At 68.7% G+C, this 17749-nt stretch carries 13 protein-coding genes and 1 tRNA gene; 9 read left to right on the top strand and 5 right to left on the bottom strand.

What is annotated here, in order from left to right; all coding sequences use genetic code 11:
• Positions 1 to 25: 25 nt before the first annotated feature.
• The 3 genes from M5D76_RS04400 to M5D76_RS04410 all read left to right on the top strand — a co-directional run bounded on the left by M5D76_RS04400 (position 26) and on the right by M5D76_RS04410 (position 2139).
• Positions 26 to 101 (top strand) — tRNA-Phe (locus tag M5D76_RS04400).
• Positions 102 to 189: 88 nt separating this feature from the next.
• Positions 190 to 1407, top strand: coding sequence for a glycoside hydrolase family 25 protein (locus tag M5D76_RS04405; RefSeq protein ID WP_248922167.1), 1218 nt, complete (start codon positions 190 to 192; stop codon positions 1405 to 1407).
• On the top strand, positions 1408 to 2139 hold the full coding sequence (locus M5D76_RS04410) for a uracil-DNA glycosylase (protein ID WP_248922168.1): 732 nt from the start codon (positions 1408 to 1410) through the stop codon (positions 2137 to 2139).
• A gap of 12 nt (positions 2140 to 2151) precedes the next feature.
• On the opposite strand, the gene M5D76_RS04415 is transcribed toward M5D76_RS04410, so the two are convergent.
• Entirely contained in the window at positions 2152 to 2490 is a 339-nt protein-coding gene (locus M5D76_RS04415; RefSeq protein WP_248922169.1) for an acylphosphatase, read from the bottom strand.
• 123 nt (positions 2491 to 2613) lie between these two features.
• On the opposite strand from M5D76_RS04415, the gene M5D76_RS04420 reads away from it, so the two are divergent.
• Together M5D76_RS04420 and M5D76_RS04425 are read left to right on the top strand one after the other, a co-directional pair.
• Positions 2614 to 4536: a subtype A tannase gene (locus M5D76_RS04420; protein ID WP_248922170.1), complete on the top strand. Its 1923-nt coding sequence runs from the start codon at positions 2614 to 2616 to the stop codon at positions 4534 to 4536.
• Between the two features lie 175 nt (positions 4537 to 4711).
• The gene (locus M5D76_RS04425) at positions 4712 to 5209 is read left to right on the top strand and encodes a CarD family transcriptional regulator (RefSeq protein WP_248922171.1); all 498 of its coding nucleotides are present in this window, start codon (positions 4712 to 4714) and stop codon (positions 5207 to 5209) included.
• A gap of 113 nt (positions 5210 to 5322) precedes the next feature.
• Here the strand turns inward: M5D76_RS04425 and M5D76_RS04430 are convergent, their stop codons facing one another.
• Entirely contained in the window at positions 5323 to 6507 is a 1185-nt protein-coding gene (locus tag M5D76_RS04430) for an iron-containing alcohol dehydrogenase (protein WP_248922172.1), read from the bottom strand.
• Positions 6508 to 6639: 132 nt separating this feature from the next.
• Here M5D76_RS04430 and M5D76_RS04435 point away from each other — a divergent pair, with 132 nt between their 5' ends.
• The 3 genes from M5D76_RS04435 to M5D76_RS04445 are packed head-to-tail and all read left to right on the top strand — an operon-like array spanning position 6640 to position 9329.
• The gene (locus tag M5D76_RS04435) at positions 6640 to 6936 is read left to right on the top strand and encodes an ACT domain-containing protein (protein WP_248922173.1); all 297 of its coding nucleotides are present in this window, start codon (positions 6640 to 6642) and stop codon (positions 6934 to 6936) included.
• 57 nt (positions 6937 to 6993) lie between these two features.
• The gene (locus tag M5D76_RS04440; protein ID WP_248922174.1) at positions 6994 to 8460 is read left to right on the top strand and encodes a citrate synthase; all 1467 of its coding nucleotides are present in this window, start codon (positions 6994 to 6996) and stop codon (positions 8458 to 8460) included.
• Between the two features lie 2 nt (positions 8461 to 8462).
• The gene (locus tag M5D76_RS04445; RefSeq protein WP_248922175.1) at positions 8463 to 9329 is read left to right on the top strand and encodes an HAD family hydrolase; all 867 of its coding nucleotides are present in this window, start codon (positions 8463 to 8465) and stop codon (positions 9327 to 9329) included.
• Positions 9330 to 9451: 122 nt separating this feature from the next.
• On the opposite strand, the gene M5D76_RS04450 is transcribed toward M5D76_RS04445, so the two are convergent.
• Positions 9452 to 11779, bottom strand: coding sequence for a KUP/HAK/KT family potassium transporter (locus tag M5D76_RS04450; RefSeq protein ID WP_248922176.1), 2328 nt, complete (start codon positions 11777 to 11779; stop codon positions 9452 to 9454).
• A 180-nt stretch (positions 11780 to 11959) separates the two neighbouring features.
• A complete protein-coding gene (rlmKL, locus tag M5D76_RS04455) occupies positions 11960 to 14359 on the bottom strand; it encodes a bifunctional 23S rRNA (guanine(2069)-N(7))-methyltransferase RlmK/23S rRNA (guanine(2445)-N(2))-methyltransferase RlmL (protein ID WP_248922177.1) in 2400 nt (799 codons plus the stop codon).
• Positions 14360 to 14669: 310 nt separating this feature from the next.
• On the opposite strand from rlmKL, the gene M5D76_RS04460 reads away from it, so the two are divergent.
• A complete protein-coding gene (locus M5D76_RS04460; RefSeq protein ID WP_248922178.1) occupies positions 14670 to 16394 on the top strand; it encodes a phospho-sugar mutase in 1725 nt (574 codons plus the stop codon).
• A 138-nt stretch (positions 16395 to 16532) separates the two neighbouring features.
• On the opposite strand, the gene M5D76_RS04465 is transcribed toward M5D76_RS04460, so the two are convergent.
• Positions 16533 to 17702 carry a hypothetical protein gene (locus tag M5D76_RS04465; RefSeq protein WP_248922179.1) on the bottom strand — a complete coding sequence of 390 codons (1170 nt, stop codon included), beginning with the start codon at positions 17700 to 17702 and terminating at the stop codon, positions 16533 to 16535.
• Between the last annotated feature and the right edge of the window lie 47 nt (positions 17703 to 17749).

Genomic DNA, 17749 nt, shown 5'->3' on the forward strand with positions numbered 1-17749 from the left:
ATAGGCTTGCTTTCGCAGGCACTTCGGCTGGGTAGCTCAGTTGGTAGAGCAGGGGACTGAAAATCCCCGTGTCAGGGGTTCGATTCCCTTCCCCGCCACCATACATGAAGAAGCCAGGGGTTTGTGCCCCTGGCTTTTTTCATATACATTGGCAAATGTCGAGAGATGCCACCCGAGAGGGGATTTGCCATGACGCACTCCAGGTTTGCCTCGGCCCTATTCGTAGTCGCCGCTCTTCTCGTCGGCGCATTGTGCTTCCCGCTCGCGGCCCATGCCGCCGCGCCGTTCTCCTGGGACGGCTCCCACTACGTGAGCGCGGACGGGTCCACGCCCATCTACGGCGCCTGGGCGCGTGGCGTCGACGTCAGCTACTACCAGGGCGACATCGACTGGAACGCCGTCAAGGCCGACGACGTGTCGTTCGCGATCATCCGCATCTACCACTGGGACGAGGGCGCCGGCAAGAACAGCGGCGTGCACGTCGACACGAAGTGGCGCCAGAACGCCGACGCCTGCGACGCGCTTGGCATCCCCTATGGCGTCTACTGCTACAGCGAGGCCCACAACGTCAAGGAGGTGCTCGACGAGGCAAACGCCGTCGTCGCAGAGCTCGGTGGCAGGCGCCTGAGCTACCCCGTCTACCTCGACTTGGAGGACGCCGACATGGCCTCCTCCGACAATGCCTGGATGCTCGGCCAGATGGCGACCGCATTCTGCAACCGCATCTACGAGGCCGGCTACACCCCGGGCGTCTACTCGAACCTCAACTGGCGTCGCAACTTCCTGACCGACCCCTGCTTCGACCAGTGGACCTACTGGCTGGCCGAGTGGGCGCACCCCGAGTACGGCAAGTTCCTGCCGACCTACGGCGGAAGCTACCAGCTCTGGCAGGCGACCTCGAGCGGGCACGTCAACGGCATCAACGGCAACGTCGACATCGACTTCGACTTCGGCGTTGGCCCCGTCCGTCACGTCGTCGACATCCCCGAGGACGTTGCGCCCGGCAGCATGTACCGCATGTACAACCCCTTCAGCGGCGAGCACTTCTACACCGCGAGCAGCCACGAGGCCCAGTGCATCAACGAGGTCGGCTGGTGGTACGAGGGCGTCGGCTGGGTCGCGCCCGAGACCTCCCAGACGCCGGTCTTCCGCCTGTACAATCCCTATGCCGGCGACCATCACTACACGACGAGCGCCTACGAGCGCGACTGCCTCGTGAGCGTCGGCTGGAACGACGAGGGCGTCGGCTGGTACTCCGACGACGCCCAGACCGTGCCGCTCTGGCGCCAGTTCAACCCCTATGCCTGGTGTGGCACGCACAACTACACGACAAGCGCCCACGAGCGTGACTGCCTCGTGAGCCTCGGCTGGCGCGACGAGGGCGTCGCCTGGTACGGGGTGGCCTAGATGGCCGAGAGGAGCCTGATGCTCTCGCCGAGAGACGACCTTGGACACGAGGATCACCTTGCCTCGTGGCTCGACGTGCTTCCGCGCGAGACCGTGGAGCAGATGAGGCGCATGGAGAACCTGCCCGAGCTCTCGGGCGAGGCGGAGTTCTTCCCGCCGCGCGCGGACGTCTACAACGCGCTTCGGCAGACCGCGCCCGACGCGGTCCGCGTGATCGTCACGGGGCAGGACCCCTACCACGAGCCGGGTCAGGCCATGGGCCTCTCGTTCTCGGTGCGCGAGGGGGTGCGCGTCCCGCCGTCGCTGCGCAACATCCTGAAGGAGCTCGAGGCCGACCTCGGCCACGTAGCCTCCTCGAGCGACCTCACGCCGTGGGCTCGCCAGGGGGTGCTCCTGCTCAACACCGTCCTCACGGTCCCGCCGCACCAGGCGAACGGCCACGCCCGCCTCGGCTGGCAGCAGGTCACCTCGGCGGTCCTCGAGTGCGCGCTCGCGCAGGGGCGCCCGACCGTCGTGCTCGCCTGGGGCAAGCAGGCGCTCTCGACCATCGAGTCGGTCCCGTCGCACGTGCTTCCAAGCGTGAGCGTCATCGCGTCGACGCACCCGTCGCCGCTGTCGGCGCGTCGCGCCACGGCGGATCTGCCGGCGTTTTTGGGCTCTCGGCCCTTCTCGCGCGCGAACGAGGCGCTTGAGGCCGCGGGCGGCGAGGGCGTGGACTGGTGCTGCATCTAGACTCGGCCGGGGCTAGAACCTGACCGTGAACAGCCGCTCGTCCTCGATGGGGGAGATGTCGCTCTTCTCGGCGATCACGTACTCGATGGGGTGGGCCGCGAACACGCGGGAGAAGGCGCCGAAGTAGGTCGCTATCTGGTCAGGCGTGCCCTGGAGCTCCTGCGTGACCGTGCCGTCGGGCTCGTTTCTGACCCAGCCGGTGCAGCCCACGCGCTCGGCGGTGAGCTTGGACGCCCAGCGGAAGCCGACGCCCTGGACCTCGCCGGCGTACGAGAGGTGCAGGCGGCGAAGCGCGCCGAACCCGCCCGGCTCGTGCGCGCCTTCCGTCGATTTGCTGGTGTTCGCCGTCACTGGGCCTCCCCGTGGCGTTGGCCGTTGCGTCAAGCCGTACAATAGCACCCATCATGGCGTTCGTGCGCGCCAGGCTCGATGAGTTGGACGACGGCGGAGTCGGCTTCCGCCTTAGGAGGAACGATGAACTACACCAGGAGAAACTTCCTCGCACTGACGGGCGTGGCCTCGATGATGGGGCTTGCCGCCTGCGCGGGCGCCCAGCCGGCGCAGCCCGCGAACGACCAGCCGAGCGAGCCCCAGGTCGACCTCAACGAGTTCAAGGGACTCGAGCTCAACCAGGGCGCCTGGAAGTACGACTCCGAGCACGACTGCTACTACCAGCTCGGCGTGAAGTACTGCCTCAAGCCCGCCAACGACAGCTACGAGTCGCTGGCGATCTTCGTCCCCGGCGCGTACTTCGACGCGAAGCCCAACGGCGACACCTTCACCTGCACGCCCAAGGCCGACGCGCGCGTGGGCTCCTTCACGCCCAAGACGGCGCCGATCGTGATGCCGATCAACTCCGCCAACCTCGCCGCGCGCGCCTGCCCCGCGGCCTACTCCTACGAGGGCCTGGGCACTTACCTCTCGCAGGGCCTCATCTACGTCTACGCGGGATTCCGCGGCAGGTCGGGCGGTTATGTGAGCGGCTCCACCGAGATGTACCCCGGAGGCGCCCCCTGGCCCGTCGTCGACCTCAAGGCGGCCATCAGGTACCTGCGCTACAACGCCGAGGCGCTTCCCTGCAACGCCGAGAGGATCTTCTCGTTCGGCTATGGCTACGGCGGCGGGGTCTCGACGGTGCTCGGCGCCTCGGGCGACTCGGCGCTGTTCACCAAGTACCTCGAGTCCATCGGCGCGGCGACTCACGACGGCAAGGGCGCGACGATCTCCGACCGCATCTTCGGCTCGGCGTCGTGGTGTCCCATCACCTCGTTCGACGTGGCCGACAGCTCCTACGAGTGGATGATGGGCCAGTTCGCAAACGACGGCGCCCGCGCCGACGGCACCTGGACGCAGGCCCTCTCGCGCGACCTCGCCGCGTCCTACGGCGACTACATCAACCAGATGGACCTGCGCGACGAGAATGACACCCACCTCACGCTCGAGTCAGTCGATGACGGCATGTACCTCGAGGGCTCCTACTACGAGCACATGGTCGACCTGATCGAGTCGGCCGCGAACGACTTCTTCTCGCGCACCGAGTTCCCCTACACCGAGACGCCCTCGCGCGTGCTCGACCCGGCCTTCCCCGGCGACCCCAACCTCGTGGCCGGTGCCGCCGCCGAGGTCGACCTCATGGCGGGCACCGCCCAGGACGCCGCCGTGGCGACCGCCGGCGCGAACGCCGCGACGGATGCCGCGGTCGCCGGTGCCGACCCCTCCGCCGCGCAGGTGGGCGTCTCTACGGTCGAGGCAACGGTCTACGACACGCCCGCGAGCTACATCGCGGCGCTCAACTCCGACTACCGCTGGATCACGCACAGCTCCACGCGAAACACGACGCGCGTGGCAGGACTCTGGGACTTCGTCACGCACTGCCGCAGGCCTGATCGCTCCGTCGGCGCGTTCGACGCCGCCGACCGCTCCACGGTCGCCAACCAGCTCTTCGGCATCGCCGACAAGTCGACCCTGCACTTCGACGGCACGATCGCGTCGCTGGTCTCCAAGAACCATGACGCGTATGCCAAGGCTGCCGGCTGGCAGGAGAGCTACCTCGCCGACTGGTCCGGCGACGTCGTCTTGAAGGACGCTCAGGACGCCGACATGGCCCAGCGTGTTAACGCGATGAACCCGCTCTACCACCTGAGTGGCCACTATGCGGGCTACGGTGCCGCCTCGGTCGCGCCCAACTGGCGCATCAACGCGGGTCTCTTCCAGACCAACGTCTCGATGACCTGCGAGGCCAACCTCGCGCTCGCCCTCTCGCACTTCGACGGCGTCCAGAAGGTCGACTTCACCGAGGTCTGGGGCAAGGGCTTCGAGCTCGCCGAGCGCGAGGGCGACCCGCAGGCGAACTTCGTGTCCTGGGTCGTCTCCTGCTGCCCGGAGCCCACGGCGTAGCGGACGCTCGCGTCGCGACATAGGCTGGTCGTCCTCGGCCGTCGCGGCTCCTGCCGTGGCGGCCGAGCTCTTCTCGCCTGCGTTGACACGTCCCAAGATGTGCAGATTTGCAGGGCGGCTCAAACGCGTGTGCTAGCATGACTTTTAGGAAAACCGCAGGAGAAAGCAGGTGCGCATGTATCAGGTAGGGGAGTATATCGTCCATCCCGGCCAGGGAGTCTGCAGGGTGGAGGGCGTCGTCGAGAGCGACATGTCCGTCTACATGCTGCACCCGCTGAGCGACTCCCATGGCATGCGCATCAGCTTCCCGGTCGAGAGCGAGTCGAGGCTGCGCCCCGTCGTCTCGCGCGAGCAGGCGCAGGGGCTGATCGACGGTTACGGCGACATGGACGTCGAGGAGACCGACGGCGGCAGCGTCGCGCTCGAGGAGGAGCACTTCAAGCACGAGCTGCGCTTCGGCACCTGCGGTGACGCCGTGCGCGTCGTGAAGACGTTCCGCCGTCGCATCGCCGAGGCGCAGGCGGCGAACAAGAAGCCGCCCGTGGTCTACCAGCGCCTGCTCAAGCAGGCGTCAGAGCGCTCGCTGCAGGAGCTCTCCGTCGCGCTCGACCTCACCGAGGACGAGGTGCTCGGCATGTTCGAGCGCGCCGACGACTACGCGAAGGCGCAGTAGCGGAGCCGCCGCATCGCGTGACGTCAGACGGCCTCGAGGGCGACTCGCGCCCCCGAGGCCGTTTTCTTGGCATCGGCTGATTGTGGTCGCGCCCCCGAGGGGGCGCCGGTTCGCTAGTCCTTGAACGCGCTCAGGTAGATCTTGCGGACGTCCTCGGGGGTCAGCTGCATGAAGCTGCCGAAGCGCTCTCCCTTGCTGAGCTTGATCGACTCGACCAGGCCGTCGACCTCGTCCTTCGTCATGTTGAACTCGTCGAGCGTGCGCGGCATGCCGAGCGAGCAGAAGAACACCTGCACGCAGTCGATGGCGCTCATCGCGTCGGCGAGGTCGTCGCCGGTGGGCACCAGGCCGAAGACCTCGCGGCCGAGCAGCACGAAGCGCGCGGGGTTGACGTGGCAGACGTGGCGCATCCACGCGGGGAACATGACGGCAAGCCCGGCGCCGTGCGTGATCTCGGGGTGCGCGGCGGACAGCTCGTGCTCGAGGCCGTGCGAGGCCCAGTCCTCGTCGCGACCCACGCCGAAGAGGCCGTTGTGGGCAAGCGTCGACGCCCACATGATGGTCGCGCGGGCATCGTAGTCGTCGGGGTCGCGCACGAGGTGCAGCGCCTCGGTGCGGATCGTGCGCAGCGCGGCGAGCGCGAGGTTGTCGGTCATCGCGACGGAGCCGGTCGACGAGAAGAACCGCTCGAAGATGTGGGCGCACATGTCGGTCACGCCGGAGAACGTCTGCCACGCCGGCAGCGTCATCGTGAGCTCGGGGTTCATGAACGCGGCGCGGGGCCTGAAGAGGTCGGCGTTCATGCCGCGCTTGGCGTGCTCCGCGTCGTTCTGGATGACGCAGGAGTTGGACGCCTCGCTGCCGGCGGCCGGGATCGTGAGGACCGCGGCGATGGGCAGGGCGTCGGTGGGCTGGACGGGGTTCGGACGACGGAAGAAGTCCCAGGCGTCACCGTCGTAGACGGCGCCGCAGGCGATCGCCTTGGCCGTGTCGATCGCCGATCCGCCACCGATGGGCACGATGAGGTCGACCTCGGCCTCGCGCGCGGCCGCGACGCCGTCACGGACGAGGGCGATCTCGGGGTTGGGACGCACGCCGCCGTGCTCGATGCAGGTGACGCCGGCGCCCTCGAGCGACGCCTTGACGCGTGCCAGCAGGCCCGACCTCACGACGTGGCCCTGTCCGAAGACGAGAAGAGCCCGCCTCGCGCCCGCGGAGGCTGCCCAGGGACCGATCTTCTCCTCGGCGTCCCTGCCAAAGACGAACTGGGTGGGAGAGGTCCACGCGAAGTCGTTCATGATGCCTCCAAGGCCTTGTGCCGCGCTCCGGCGGTGTCAACGTTTCGATACTGGTTCACTATAGCAAGGTGCGGGGGCGGCGACACCGCGTTGGGTACAATGGCGAAAGTATCGACGAACGTTGGGAGAACCATGGCCACAGCTAACGAAGAGTCCAAGTCGCGCGCCATCATCACCGTGCTCGGTAGCGACCGTTCCGGCATCGTCGCCGAGGTCGCCGGCACCCTTGCCGAGCACGACGCCAACATCCTGGACATCTCGCAGACCATCCTCCAGGGCATCTTCACCATGACCATGCTGGTTGACCTGTCCGGCTCCGACGTGGAGTTCGCGCAGCTCCAGGACAAGCTGCAGGAGCTCTCCGGCAGGCTCGGCGTGCAGATCACCATGCAGCGCGAGGAAGTCTTCAACTTCATGTACCGGCTCTAGCCGTCGCGGCCTCGCGCCGCGCGGCCGCGCACCGGGCGTTCGAGAGAGGAGTGATCGATGGCTCAGGACTCCCGCCCCCTCACGCCGAGGAGGCGTTTTCTCACCAGGCAGCAGACCTCCGCCCTCGTCCACATCGCGGACGAGTATCCCATGCCGTCAGAGGGCATGGGCATCGGCGACGCCGCGCGCCTCCTCTACGAGGGCGGCCGCACCGTCGACGACGTCGACCCGGAGCTCTACGCCACGTACGACGTCAAGCGCGGCCTGCGCAACGCCGACGGCTCGGGCGTCCTGGTCGGCCTCACCACGATCTCGGACGTCCACGGCTACCGCCGCGTCGACGGCCGCGTCGAGCCCGACGAGGGCGACCTGCGCTATCGCGGCTACCACGTCGGCGACCTGGTCGAGGCCTCCCAGCGCGAGGGCCGCTTCGGCTACGAGGAGGTCGCCTACCTGCTGCTGACCGGCTCGCTTCCCACCACCGACCAGCTCGCGGACTTCTCCGCGCGCATCGGCAGTCGCCGCCAGCTGCCCGAGGGCTACATCAGCATCTTCCCGCGCGCCACCTACAGCCACTCGATCATGAACGTCCTGCAGCGCGCGACCCTGCTCCTCTACGCCTTCGACGAGTCAGCCGACGACACCGACCCCGTCCACGAGGTCGACGTCGCCCTGTCGCTGCTCGCTCGCTGGCCGCGCGTCGCCAGCATCGCCCACCAGGCCTACGTCGCGCACGAGAGTGGCGAGCGCCTCGTCATCCCGCCCGCGCGCGAGGACTTCTCCATGGCCGAGACCGTCCTCGACGTGCTGCGCGGCCCCGAGGGCTTCAGCCGCGAGGAGGCCATGCTCCTCGACGTCATGCTCATGCTCCACGCCGAGCACGGCGGCGGCAACAACTCGACCTTCACCTGCAGGGTCCTGAGCAGCTCGGCCACCGACGCCTACTCCGCCTACGCCTCGGCCCTCGGCTCGCTCAAGGGCCCGCGCCACGGCGGCGCCAACGCCAAGGCCGGCCTCATGGTGGAGGACGCCCTCGCGCACATCGCCGACCCCTCCTCCGACGACCAGGTCGCCGACTACCTCGCCCGCGTCCTCGCCGGCGACGCCTTCGACGGCCGCGGCCTCATCTACGGCATCGGCCACGCCGTCTACACCAAGAGCGACCCGCGCGCCCAGGTCGTCAAGGGCTACGCCCGCACCATGGCCGCGCGCAAGGGCCCCGAGCTCGCCGCCCAGTTCGAGCTCGCCGAGAAGATCGAGCGCCTCGCCCCCGAGGTCATGCGGGACGTTCGCGGCATCACCAAGCCGCTCTGCGCCAACATCGACCTCTATACCGGCATCGTCTACCGCATGCTCGGCATCCCCGACGACCTCTTCACTCCGATCTTCGCGATCGCGCGCATGGCCGGCTGGGCCGCCCACCGCATGGAGGAGATCTACGGCCCCGCGCGCATCATCCGCCCGGCGTACAACTCCGTCTTCTCCGACCGCACCTACGTCCCCATCGCCGAGCGCAAGGCCTAGCCATGCCCATCCGCGTCGTCTTCTGCGACATGGACGGCACCTTCCTCACGCGCGACAAGCGCGTCCTGGGCGAGAACCTCGCCCTCCTCGACCGCCTGGCCGAGAAGAGCGTGCCCTTCGTGCCCTGCTCCGGCCGGATCTGGAGGGGGCTGCCGGCCGAGGTGCTCGCCCACCCGGCGACGCGCTATGCCATAGGCTCCGACGGTGCCGTGGTCATGGGCCTCCACGACGCACCCGCCACCGCACCCGACACCGCATCCGCCGACGAGCGCCCGGCCATGCGCCTGCACCTCTCGTCGATGGGCGTCCGTCGCACCCGCGAGCTCTACGAGCGCGTGCGCGACCTGCCCGTGACCTTCGACGTCCTCTGGGACGGCCGCGTCTATAGCGAGCGCCGCCGCCTCGAGCTGCTCTCGACCTTCCCGATCGAGCCGCACGACCTGCGCACGATCATGAGCCTCCGCACGCCGCTCGACGTTGACGTGCCCACGCTCCTCGAGAGCCTCCCCGACGTCGAGCGCGTCACCATGATCTGGGCCGACGACGCCACCGGTGCCGCCGCGCTCGCCGCCGCCGCGGCCGACGACACCCTCCACTGCACGAGCTCGGGCCCCACCAACGTCGAGGTGATGGACCTTGCGACCTCCAAGGGCTCCGCCGCGCGCTGGCTCTGCTCCCACCTCGGCGTCGCGCCCGCCGACGCCATCGCCTTCGGCGACTCGCCCAACGACCTCTCGATGGCGCCCGCCGTCGGCACCTTCGTCGCGATGGCCAACGCCTCGCCCGACGTCAAGGCCGCCGCGACCTGCGTGAGCGCCCACGACTGCGACCACGCGGGCGTCGCGCGCCACCTCGCGCCGCTGCTCTAGGCGCAGATCACCCTCGGCCCGCGCCCGCACGGCCTCCCTCGGCCCGTCAAAAGGAGACCGCCCCGCCGTGTGGCGGAGCGGTCTCGCATGTTCGTGCCTGGCGTGGGGGAGAGGAGCGTGGCCTACTGCCCGTCACCCTCCTGGGTGCCCGCATCGGCCTTGCTGGAATCAGGCTCGCTCTTCTCGCCTGCGCTTGCGTCCGTCGAGTCGGAGGCGTCCTCGTCCTCGACGACCACGCCGTCCTCGATGGTCAGTGGGCGGAAGGTCGCCGTGTCGCCGCCGATGACGAGCTTCTCGATCGTGTCCTTGGTCGCCTCGCGGGCCGACGCCATGCGTGCGCTGAAGACGTCCTCGACCGCGGCGGTCGACTCCTGGGCGCGCTTCTCGTCCGCGATGACGGCCGCGGCCTTGGCGGAGGTGCGGTCGCGCAGCTCGATGTAGTCGAGTCGGTGCTCGCGGCGGGTCTTGGCGAACAGGGGCACGTTCTCGTAGATGATCGTCGAGTTCTCGAGGCCGTACCACTGGGCGGGCGAGCCGCAGAGGCGACGGATGACGTACTTGGCGCTCAGGACGCGGGCGTCGGAGGCGTTCACGTCGGTCTCGGGCGTCACGATCTTGTGGATGAGGCAGAAGCGGAAGTTGCCGACGGCGCCCTTCTCGCGGTAGATCGAGTAGTTGCGCGGCTGCGCGGCGAGGCGGCCCTGCTCGACGAGGCTGCCGACGACCTGGTAGAGGTACTGGTTGACGCGCTGGTTCACGCGGAAGCCGAGCCTGAGCTGCACCTTGAAGATGAAGTCGGTGCCGAAGTCGTTGACCGTGAACGCGTGCGCGGCCGGCTCGTCGGTGACCTTGACGTTCACGAACCAGTAGGCGCGGGCACGCTTGGGGCCCTTGTCCAGGATCGAGTAGAGGATGTCGCGGTCGAGCTTGTCGAACGAGGAGTCGTTCGTGAGGAAGACGAGGTTGTCGGCCAGAAGCGGGTAGCGCTCGTCGTCACGCAGGCGCGAGAGCTGGTCGATATAGCTCTTAGCGTCCAGGAAGACCGACTGGGTGTGCTCGATCGCCGTGCCGCGCCTCCACACGTACATGATGGCGAAGATCGCGGCGGCGAGCGCCACGGTGAAGTAGCCGCCGTGCATGAACTTCGTGAGGCTCGAGAAGAAGAACGTCGACTCGAGCGCCAAAAACGCGATCGCGAAGGGCACGGCCGCCACCGGCGCGTGCATGATCTTGGCGATGTAGGTCGTGAGCAAGAGCGTCGTCATCAGCATCGTGACGGTGATTGCCAGTCCGTATGCCGCCTCCATGTGGCTCGACGTCTGGAAGAGCAGGACCACCAGCACGCAGCCGACCCACATGATGTGGTTGACCATGGGGATGTAAAGCTGGCCCTTGGTGTCGGAGGGGTAGCGCACCTGCAGGTGCGGCATGAGGTCGAGGCTCGTGGCCTCCGAGACGAGCGAGAACGAGCCCGTGATGAGTGCCTGGGACGCGATGATCGCCGCCAGGGTGGAGAGGATGACCGCGAACACCCTGAGGTGGGCGGGCACCATCTGGAAGAACGGGTTGAGGTCGTCCATGGCCGCCAGCGTGGGGCTGCCGGCGTGCGCCAGGATCCAGGAGCCCTGGCCGAGGTAGTTGAGGATGAGGCACGCCTTCACGAACGGCCAGCTGGCGTGGATGTTCGCCTTGCCGACGTGGCCCATGTCCGAGTAGAGTGCCTCGGCGCCCGTGGTGCAGAGGAAGACGTTGCCGAGCACCATGAGGCCGGCGGCGTTGATGTCGGAGAACAGGAACGTGATGCCGCGCACGGGGTTGAGCGCGCGCAGGACCTCGAGGCCCGCGCCGCCGAAGATGTTGACGGCGCCGCTGATGCCCAGGAACAGGAACCAGACGGTCATGATCGGGCCGAACGCCTTGCCGATCATGGACGTGCCCGCGCGCTGGACGAGGAACAGCGCGCTGATGATCGCGACGGTGATGACGATGACGATCGCCTGGTTGTCGCCCATGATCGCGTAGAGCGCCGGGATCGTGCGCAGGCCCTCGATGGCCGTCGTGACGGTGACGGCCGGCGTGAGGATGCCGTCGGCGAGAAGAGCCGCCCCTCCGATCATGGCGGGGAACAGGAGCCAGGCCCCACAGTGCTTGACGAGGCTGTACAGGGCGAAGATGCCGCCCTCGTGGTGGTTGTCGGCCCTCATTGCGATGAGCACGTACTTGACCGTGGTGATGAGGGTGATCGTCCAGATGATGAGCGAGAGCGCGCCGAGCACGACGTCGGAGCTCATGGTGGGAAGGCCGCCGTTGCCGGTCATGATGGCCCTGAGGGTGTACATCGGGCTCGTGCCGATGTCACCGTAGACCACGCCCAGGGTCACGAGGACCATGCCCATTGAGAAGGGAATCGCTCCCTTGTGTGCGCGCCTGTCGGCTGCTGCCGCTGACATATTGACCTCCTGGTCGAATTGCACCTCTATGGCGCCAGCGTACTGGCGAAATTCAAACCCGCATAAGATACCACTCGCGCGGCCCCGTGCAAGCGTCGTTCGCCGAGCACACAATTGCGTGCCAAAAACGTGAACCTGGCTAATCCGTGATGTGGGGCACGGCCTCGCATCTGCATCACTTTACCGCACGCGACGGACGATATAGGCGTGGTGGATCTTCGCGTTGCGCGAGAAGTCCTCCCCGATGGTCTGCGCGGTGACGTCCTCGAGCTCGACGCCCGCCTTGGCAAGCGTCTCGGTGTCCGGCCTGAACGTGCGCAGGTTGCACGAGAAGATCGCGCTTCCACCACGCGTGAGCAGGCGGGATATGCCGATGATGAGCTCTGCGTGGTCGCGCTGGACGTCCCAGGACCCCTTGCGCATGCGGCTCGAGTTGGAGAACGTGGGCACGTCGCAGAAGATGAGGTCCCAGCGGTTTTTCGTGTGGCGCTGCTCGCTCACCCACGAGACGACGTCGGCCTGCACGTACTCGTGCGGCCGCTCGCGCCCGCGGTTGGCGAATCCGTTGCGCTCCATGTTGCGCTGCGCCCACTCGAGCGAGGGACGGCTCAGGTCGACCGTGGTCGTGTGCTTGGCGCCGCCGTCCGCCGCGTAGCAGGTCGCGGTTCCCGTGTACGAGAAGAGATTGAGGAAGCGCTTGGAGCCCTGCGTCTGCTTCATCATCTCGCGGACCAGGGAGCGGGCGTCGCGGTGGTCGAGGAAGATGCCGCAGTCGAGGCGGCGGGAGAAGTTGACCTCGAAGGTGAGGCCGCCCTCGTCGACGAGGTGGGCGCCGGCGGGAAGCGCGGGCTGGCCACCACGGGCGCCCCTCGACCCGCGCCCGTCGCGGCCACGGGCGCCGCGCTCTTCTCGGCCACGCTGTCCACGGGCTCCGCGCTCGGCCTCGTCGGCGTACTGGGAGCCGCCGCGCGAGCGGGTGCGCACCTTGACGAAGGTGTCCTCGGGCTTGACGTCGAGGACGCGCGGGGCGATGGCGAGCACGTCGAGCAGGCGCTCGCGGGCGAGGGCGGCGTCGATCTCGCGCGGGGCGGCGTACTCGTAGATCTGCAGCCAGCGGCCGCGGGCGCTGGCGCCGCCGGCGAGCTCGGATTCCTGGAAGAGGTCGATTGAGACGGCGTAGTCGGGGAGGTCGGCGTCGTAGATGCGGAAGCACGTCACGTCCTCGCGCTGCGCCCACTTGCGCCGCTGGCGCCAGACCTTGGCGAGGCGGCGCGCGAACTGCTCGCTCGTGGGGAGGAAGACGGGTACGCCCACCTGGCGGCCGTTGCGGTCGACGACGGTGGCCTCGTGCGCGGAGACCTCGAGCTCGGACGTGTCGTACGCGCGGATCGTGGCTGGGCTCCTGCCGACCATGACGTCGAGGGTGGCGTTCGGCTTCCCGCCGAGGGCGGCGTCTGCGGCCGCGCTGTGGGAGAGGGCCACGAGGGCGGCGCCGCCCTTCTCGTCCGCGGACGCTGCGGAGGCGGGGGCGGCGTCCGCGAGGCTGCGGCCGAGGGCGCGCAGCTCGGAGAGGGCAGAGGCCTCGCTCGCGATGTCGTCCTCGGCGATCCAGCTGAGGTCGGCCACGGCGAGGGCGCCCGCGCGGCTGGCGAGCGCGCTCCCGCACGCGGCGGGGGAGTCGAAGGTGACGTCGACGTCGAGGCCGGCGCCGCGAAGGGCCGCACGTGCCGCGGCCTCGGCGCCGGCGCGGGTCTCGCAGGCGAGAAGGGACGGGGTGCGGCCGCAGGCGGTGTCCCTGCGGTCGCGGGCCGCCTCGAGCTCGCGCTGCCAGGCGCCGTCGTCTGCGCCGGACCAGCCCTGGAAGCCCCAGCGGGCCCTCAGGAGGCCGGGCGCGACGTCGAGGGCCTGCGCGGCGGCCTCGACGAGGACCGTGCCGGCGCCCGGGAAGGCGACGGCGCAGGCCGCGTCGTCGTGGCGCAGGCACCGGTACCAGCCGCCGGCGGCGAGCAGGGCCGCGGCGTAGTCGGGGCGCACGGGGGCGATGGGGGAGCGCGAGCCGCGCGAGGACTCGTAGCCGCGCCTGAAGAGGGGCTCGCCGGAGAGGTCGATGCCCACGGTGGCGTGGTCGCGCGCGACGCGCACGGAGATGGTGAGGTCGGGGGCGGCCACGTTCACGACGGGTCGCGAGCCGCGGCGCGCCATGAGGCGGTCGACGACGGCGTCCTTGGTGCGCAGGGCGACGAACTGCGTGTTGCGGAGCTCTGCGTTGGTGCCGTGCGCGTCGACGGCGATCGTGGCGCCGACTCGCACGTGGTCCTCCCACGCGATCTGGGAGAGGCCCTCGTAGAGGGCATCGGCGCTCGTGGCGTCGACGCGGCCGAGCACGCAGATCACGCGCGAGGCGAGGCGAGACCAGAGGCAGGCGCGAAGGGCGGCCTCGAGCGGCCCCTCGAAGCTGACGCGCCCCTTGAGGGGTCGCAGGCGCTCGATGCCAAGCGAGGCGAGCTCGCCTGCGAGCAGCTGCTCGAAGCCCATGGGACAGGTCGCAAAGAACCTCTGGTCGTTTTCGTTGTCAGTCATGCGGGACACCCTTCGCCCGTTCGGGGGCGCGCGGCCCCATTCCTCAAGTCACACCATCATAGGGGCCTGGACGGGCGTGGGCTGCGCCGCACGCCGCATACCAGCGACTTCCCACAACTGAGGGGGATGTGCGCGCCCAGGCGCGGCCGGCGGGCGCGGACGTGCGCTCCTCTCGGCCGCACGCTGCCCCGCCCGTGCGTTACGTTTGGAAGGCTTGCCGCTGTCTCGGGCGCGCGCAAGTTTTATTATTTAGGCGGTTATGCAAGAAGCGGCGCCATGCGCCCACGGTCAATCACGTTGGGAGAGATGTATGGACAAGGAAACTGAGGCCAAGGTCCAGCTGTGGAGGGACAACGTCAAGGAGGCCGACCTGCTCGAGGAGCTCGAGGCGCTGGTCGCCGCCGGTGACGAGGAGAAGCTCAACGACGCCTTCTACCGCGACCTCGCGTTCGGCACCGCCGGCCTTCGCGGCGTGCTCGGCGTCGGCACCAACCGCATGAACGTCTACGTGGTCGCCCAGGCCACGCAGGGCCTCGCCGACTACCTCAACGCGCACTACGACAACCCCACGCTCGCGCTCGCGCGCGACTCGCGTCTCAAGGGCGAGGACTTCCAGAGGGTCGCGGCCGGCGTGCTCGCCGCCAACGGCATCCACGTCTACCTCTACCCGCGCATCGAGCCGGTCCCCACGCTCTCCTTCGCCGTGCGCTACCTCAAGACCTCCGCGGGCATCGTCCTCACGGCGTCGCACAACCCCGCGGCCTACAACGGCTACAAGGTCTACAACGACAACGGCGGCCAGATCACCGACGAGGCGGCCAACGAGATCTCGGCCAACATCGCCGGCGTCGACACCTTCGGCGGCGTCAAGATGATGGACTTCGACGAGGGCCTCGAGAAGGGCCTCATCGAGTGGACGCCCGAGGAGGTGCTCGACTCCTTCATCGAGCACGTCAAGAAGGTCTCCATCCCCGGCTTCAAGGCGGACCCGTCCTACTCCGTCGTCTACACGCCGCTCAACGGCACCGGCATGGAGTGCGTCAGCCGCATCCTCAAGGAGGTCGGCGTCGAGAACGTCTCCGTCGTCCCCGAGCAGAGCGAGCCCGACGGCAACTTCCCCACGTGCAAGTACCCCAACCCCGAGTTCCGCGAGGCGCTCCAGCTCGCGCTCGACCTCGCCGAGGAGGTCAAGCCGAGCCTCGTCGTGGCCACCGACCCCGACGCCGACCGCATGGGCACGGCGATCCCGCACGCCGGCGAGTACAAGCTCCTCTCGGGCAACGAGATGGGCGTCCTGCTCATGAACTGGCTCGCCGAGATGGCTGCCGAGAAGGGCGAGGACGTCGCCCGCAAGGTCGCCGTCACCACGATCGTCTCGTCCTCGATGCCGGACGCGCTCGCGGCCGACCTCGGCTTCGAGCTGCGCCGCGTGCTCACGGGCTTCAAGTACATCGGCGACCAGATCGACCAGCTCAAGGACGCCGGCGAGGAGGACCGCTACCTCATGGGCTTCGAGGAGTCCTACGGCTACCTCATCGGCACGCACGCGCGTGACAAGGACGCCATCGTCGCCGTCGAGATGTGCGTCGAGATGGCCGCCCACTACGCCGCGCAGGGCAAGGACCTCTACGAGGCCATGGAGGACCTGTACCAGAAGTACGGCTACTACCTCAACGGCACCGTGAACGCCGCCTACCCGGGCGCGGCCGGCGCCGAGCGCATGGCCCAGATCATGGACGGCCTGCGCAAGCAGCCGCCCACCGAGATCGCCGGCTACAAGGTCGTCGGCATGACCGACTACGCCACGGGCCCCGAGATGCCGCGCACCTCTGGCCTGCAGAAGGAGGCCGCGCAGGTGCTGCCGCCGGCCAACGTCATCGAGTTCCGCCTCGAGGGCGACAACAAGGTCATCTTCCGCCCGTCCGGCACCGAGCCCAAGGTCAAGGCGTATCTCTTCTCGAAGGGCGCCACGCGCGCCGAGTCCGAGGCCGTCCGCGACAAGCTCCAGGCTGCCTCTGAGGCCATCCTCAAGTAGGAGTGGCCCAGGCCCGATGGGGCCACAGGACCGCACGAGTGGGGGCGGCCCGACCGGATGGTCGGGCCGCCCCTTTGCGTGGACTGTGGAATGTCGTGGCCCCGCACGCGGCGAGGGTCGCGGGGAGGCTCTTCTCGGCTAGGCGTTGGAGCTCGCGTCGCCCTCGCTCGAGGTGCCTGCGTCGGAGGCGAGGGAGAGGGCGAACATCTTGGACGTCTTTGCGCCGATCGTGCCTGGCGCCCACGTGCGCGTGGTCGCCGACGAGCTGTCGGGGTCGTAGAGGGTGACCGAGCCGTCGCCGTTGGCGTTCACGACGAGCGCCCAGTGCGCGTAGGGCGTGGTGAGGCCCGCGTTGAGGTGGACGGCGACGGGCGTCTTGCCCTCGAGGGCGAGCGTGATGTTCTCGCCGGAGGGGGTGTACTCGCGCGTGGCGAGGCCGATGGTGGGCGCCACCGTGGTGAAGAACTCGTTGGCGGTGTCGCCGTCGTTGGAGACGAACTTGCCGTCGGTCGCGAGCTTGGCGAGGTTGGAGATGGACTGGTCGTTCTTGCCGGTGAGGCCCATGTAGGCCATGGCCATCGTGGTGAGGGCCGAGCCGTTGACGCCCACGTTGCTCACGCCGTAGTCGAGGTAGCCCCAGCGCTCGTCCCAGTCGTAGAACTGCGGGTAGGAGCCCTTCTCGGTGCCCTCGCCGTAGCCCGACTCGGTCTTGTCGTGGTTGGGGACGTTCGCGACGAAGTTGACCGCCGCGCTCTCGCGCAGGGCGAGCTCGGGCAGGCGCTCGTCGGAGTACTTGCTCGCGTTCTGGGCGATCCAGGTGAGCTTGTCGTTGCGGTCGAGGACGGGCGTGAACTTCTTGGTGAGGGCCTCGGAGACGCCGGGGGAGACCCTGGTGTCGTAGGAGTTGACCTCGGCCTGGGACTTGACCTCCTCCTCGGCCTGCTGGGCCGAGCAGCTGCGCGTGCAGCTGGAGATCACGATGAAGAGCATGACGATGATGAGGATGCCCGCGCCGAGCAGGAAGGCGGTCCTGCGGTCGATGCCGCGCGGGGCGAGGCCTCCGCTGAAGCTCGAGCCGAGGCCGCCACGACGAAGGTTGTAGCCCGTGTCGTGTCCGGTCAGGCTGCGGTAGTTGTGGTTGCTCTTGTACTGGCCCCCGCGCAGCGGGTCGCTGCCCTGCGGGCGACGGGACCTCTTGCGCGACCCCTTGCGGCCGCGGCCCTGTGCCCCGCCCCGCCTCTCGTCCGACGGTCCGCGCGGGTGGTCGCGACGTGGCTGGCGGTGATTGTCGTTGAGCGAGTAGGGCATGATTCTCACCTCGGGCGCTGTGTTGTGTGTTTGAGCCATGAGAGTGC

The sequence above is a fragment of the Olsenella intestinalis genome, from assembly GCF_023276655.1.
In the GTDB taxonomy this organism is placed as follows: Bacteria; Actinomycetota; Coriobacteriia; order Coriobacteriales; family Atopobiaceae; genus Olsenella_J; species Olsenella_J intestinalis.

Bases quoted from the DNA above. Each gene is read 5' to 3' on its own strand.
- M5D76_RS04440 (WP_248922174.1), top strand. From the start codon at position 6,994: ATGGCTCAGGACTCCCGCCCCCTCACGCCGAGGAGGCGTTTTCTCACC.
- M5D76_RS04460 (WP_248922178.1), top strand. From the start codon at position 14,670: ATGGACAAGGAAACTGAGGCCAAGGTCCAGCTGTGGAGGGACAACGTC.
- M5D76_RS04435 (WP_248922173.1), top strand. From the start codon at position 6,640: ATGGCCACAGCTAACGAAGAGTCCAAGTCGCGCGCCATCATCACCGTG.
- M5D76_RS04445 (WP_248922175.1), top strand. From the start codon at position 8,463: ATGCCCATCCGCGTCGTCTTCTGCGACATGGACGGCACCTTCCTCACG.
- M5D76_RS04405 (WP_248922167.1), top strand. From the start codon at position 190: ATGACGCACTCCAGGTTTGCCTCGGCCCTATTCGTAGTCGCCGCTCTT.
- M5D76_RS04425 (WP_248922171.1), top strand. From the start codon at position 4,712: ATGTATCAGGTAGGGGAGTATATCGTCCATCCCGGCCAGGGAGTCTGC.
- rlmKL (WP_248922177.1), bottom strand. From the start codon at position 14,359: ATGACTGACAACGAAAACGACCAGAGGTTCTTTGCGACCTGTCCCATG.
- M5D76_RS04465 (WP_248922179.1), bottom strand. From the start codon at position 17,702: ATGCCCTACTCGCTCAACGACAATCACCGCCAGCCACGTCGCGACCAC.
- M5D76_RS04430 (WP_248922172.1), bottom strand. From the start codon at position 6,507: ATGAACGACTTCGCGTGGACCTCTCCCACCCAGTTCGTCTTTGGCAGG.
- M5D76_RS04410 (WP_248922168.1), top strand. From the start codon at position 1,408: ATGGCCGAGAGGAGCCTGATGCTCTCGCCGAGAGACGACCTTGGACAC.
- M5D76_RS04450 (WP_248922176.1), bottom strand. From the start codon at position 11,779: ATGTCAGCGGCAGCAGCCGACAGGCGCGCACACAAGGGAGCGATTCCC.
- M5D76_RS04420 (WP_248922170.1), top strand. From the start codon at position 2,614: ATGAACTACACCAGGAGAAACTTCCTCGCACTGACGGGCGTGGCCTCG.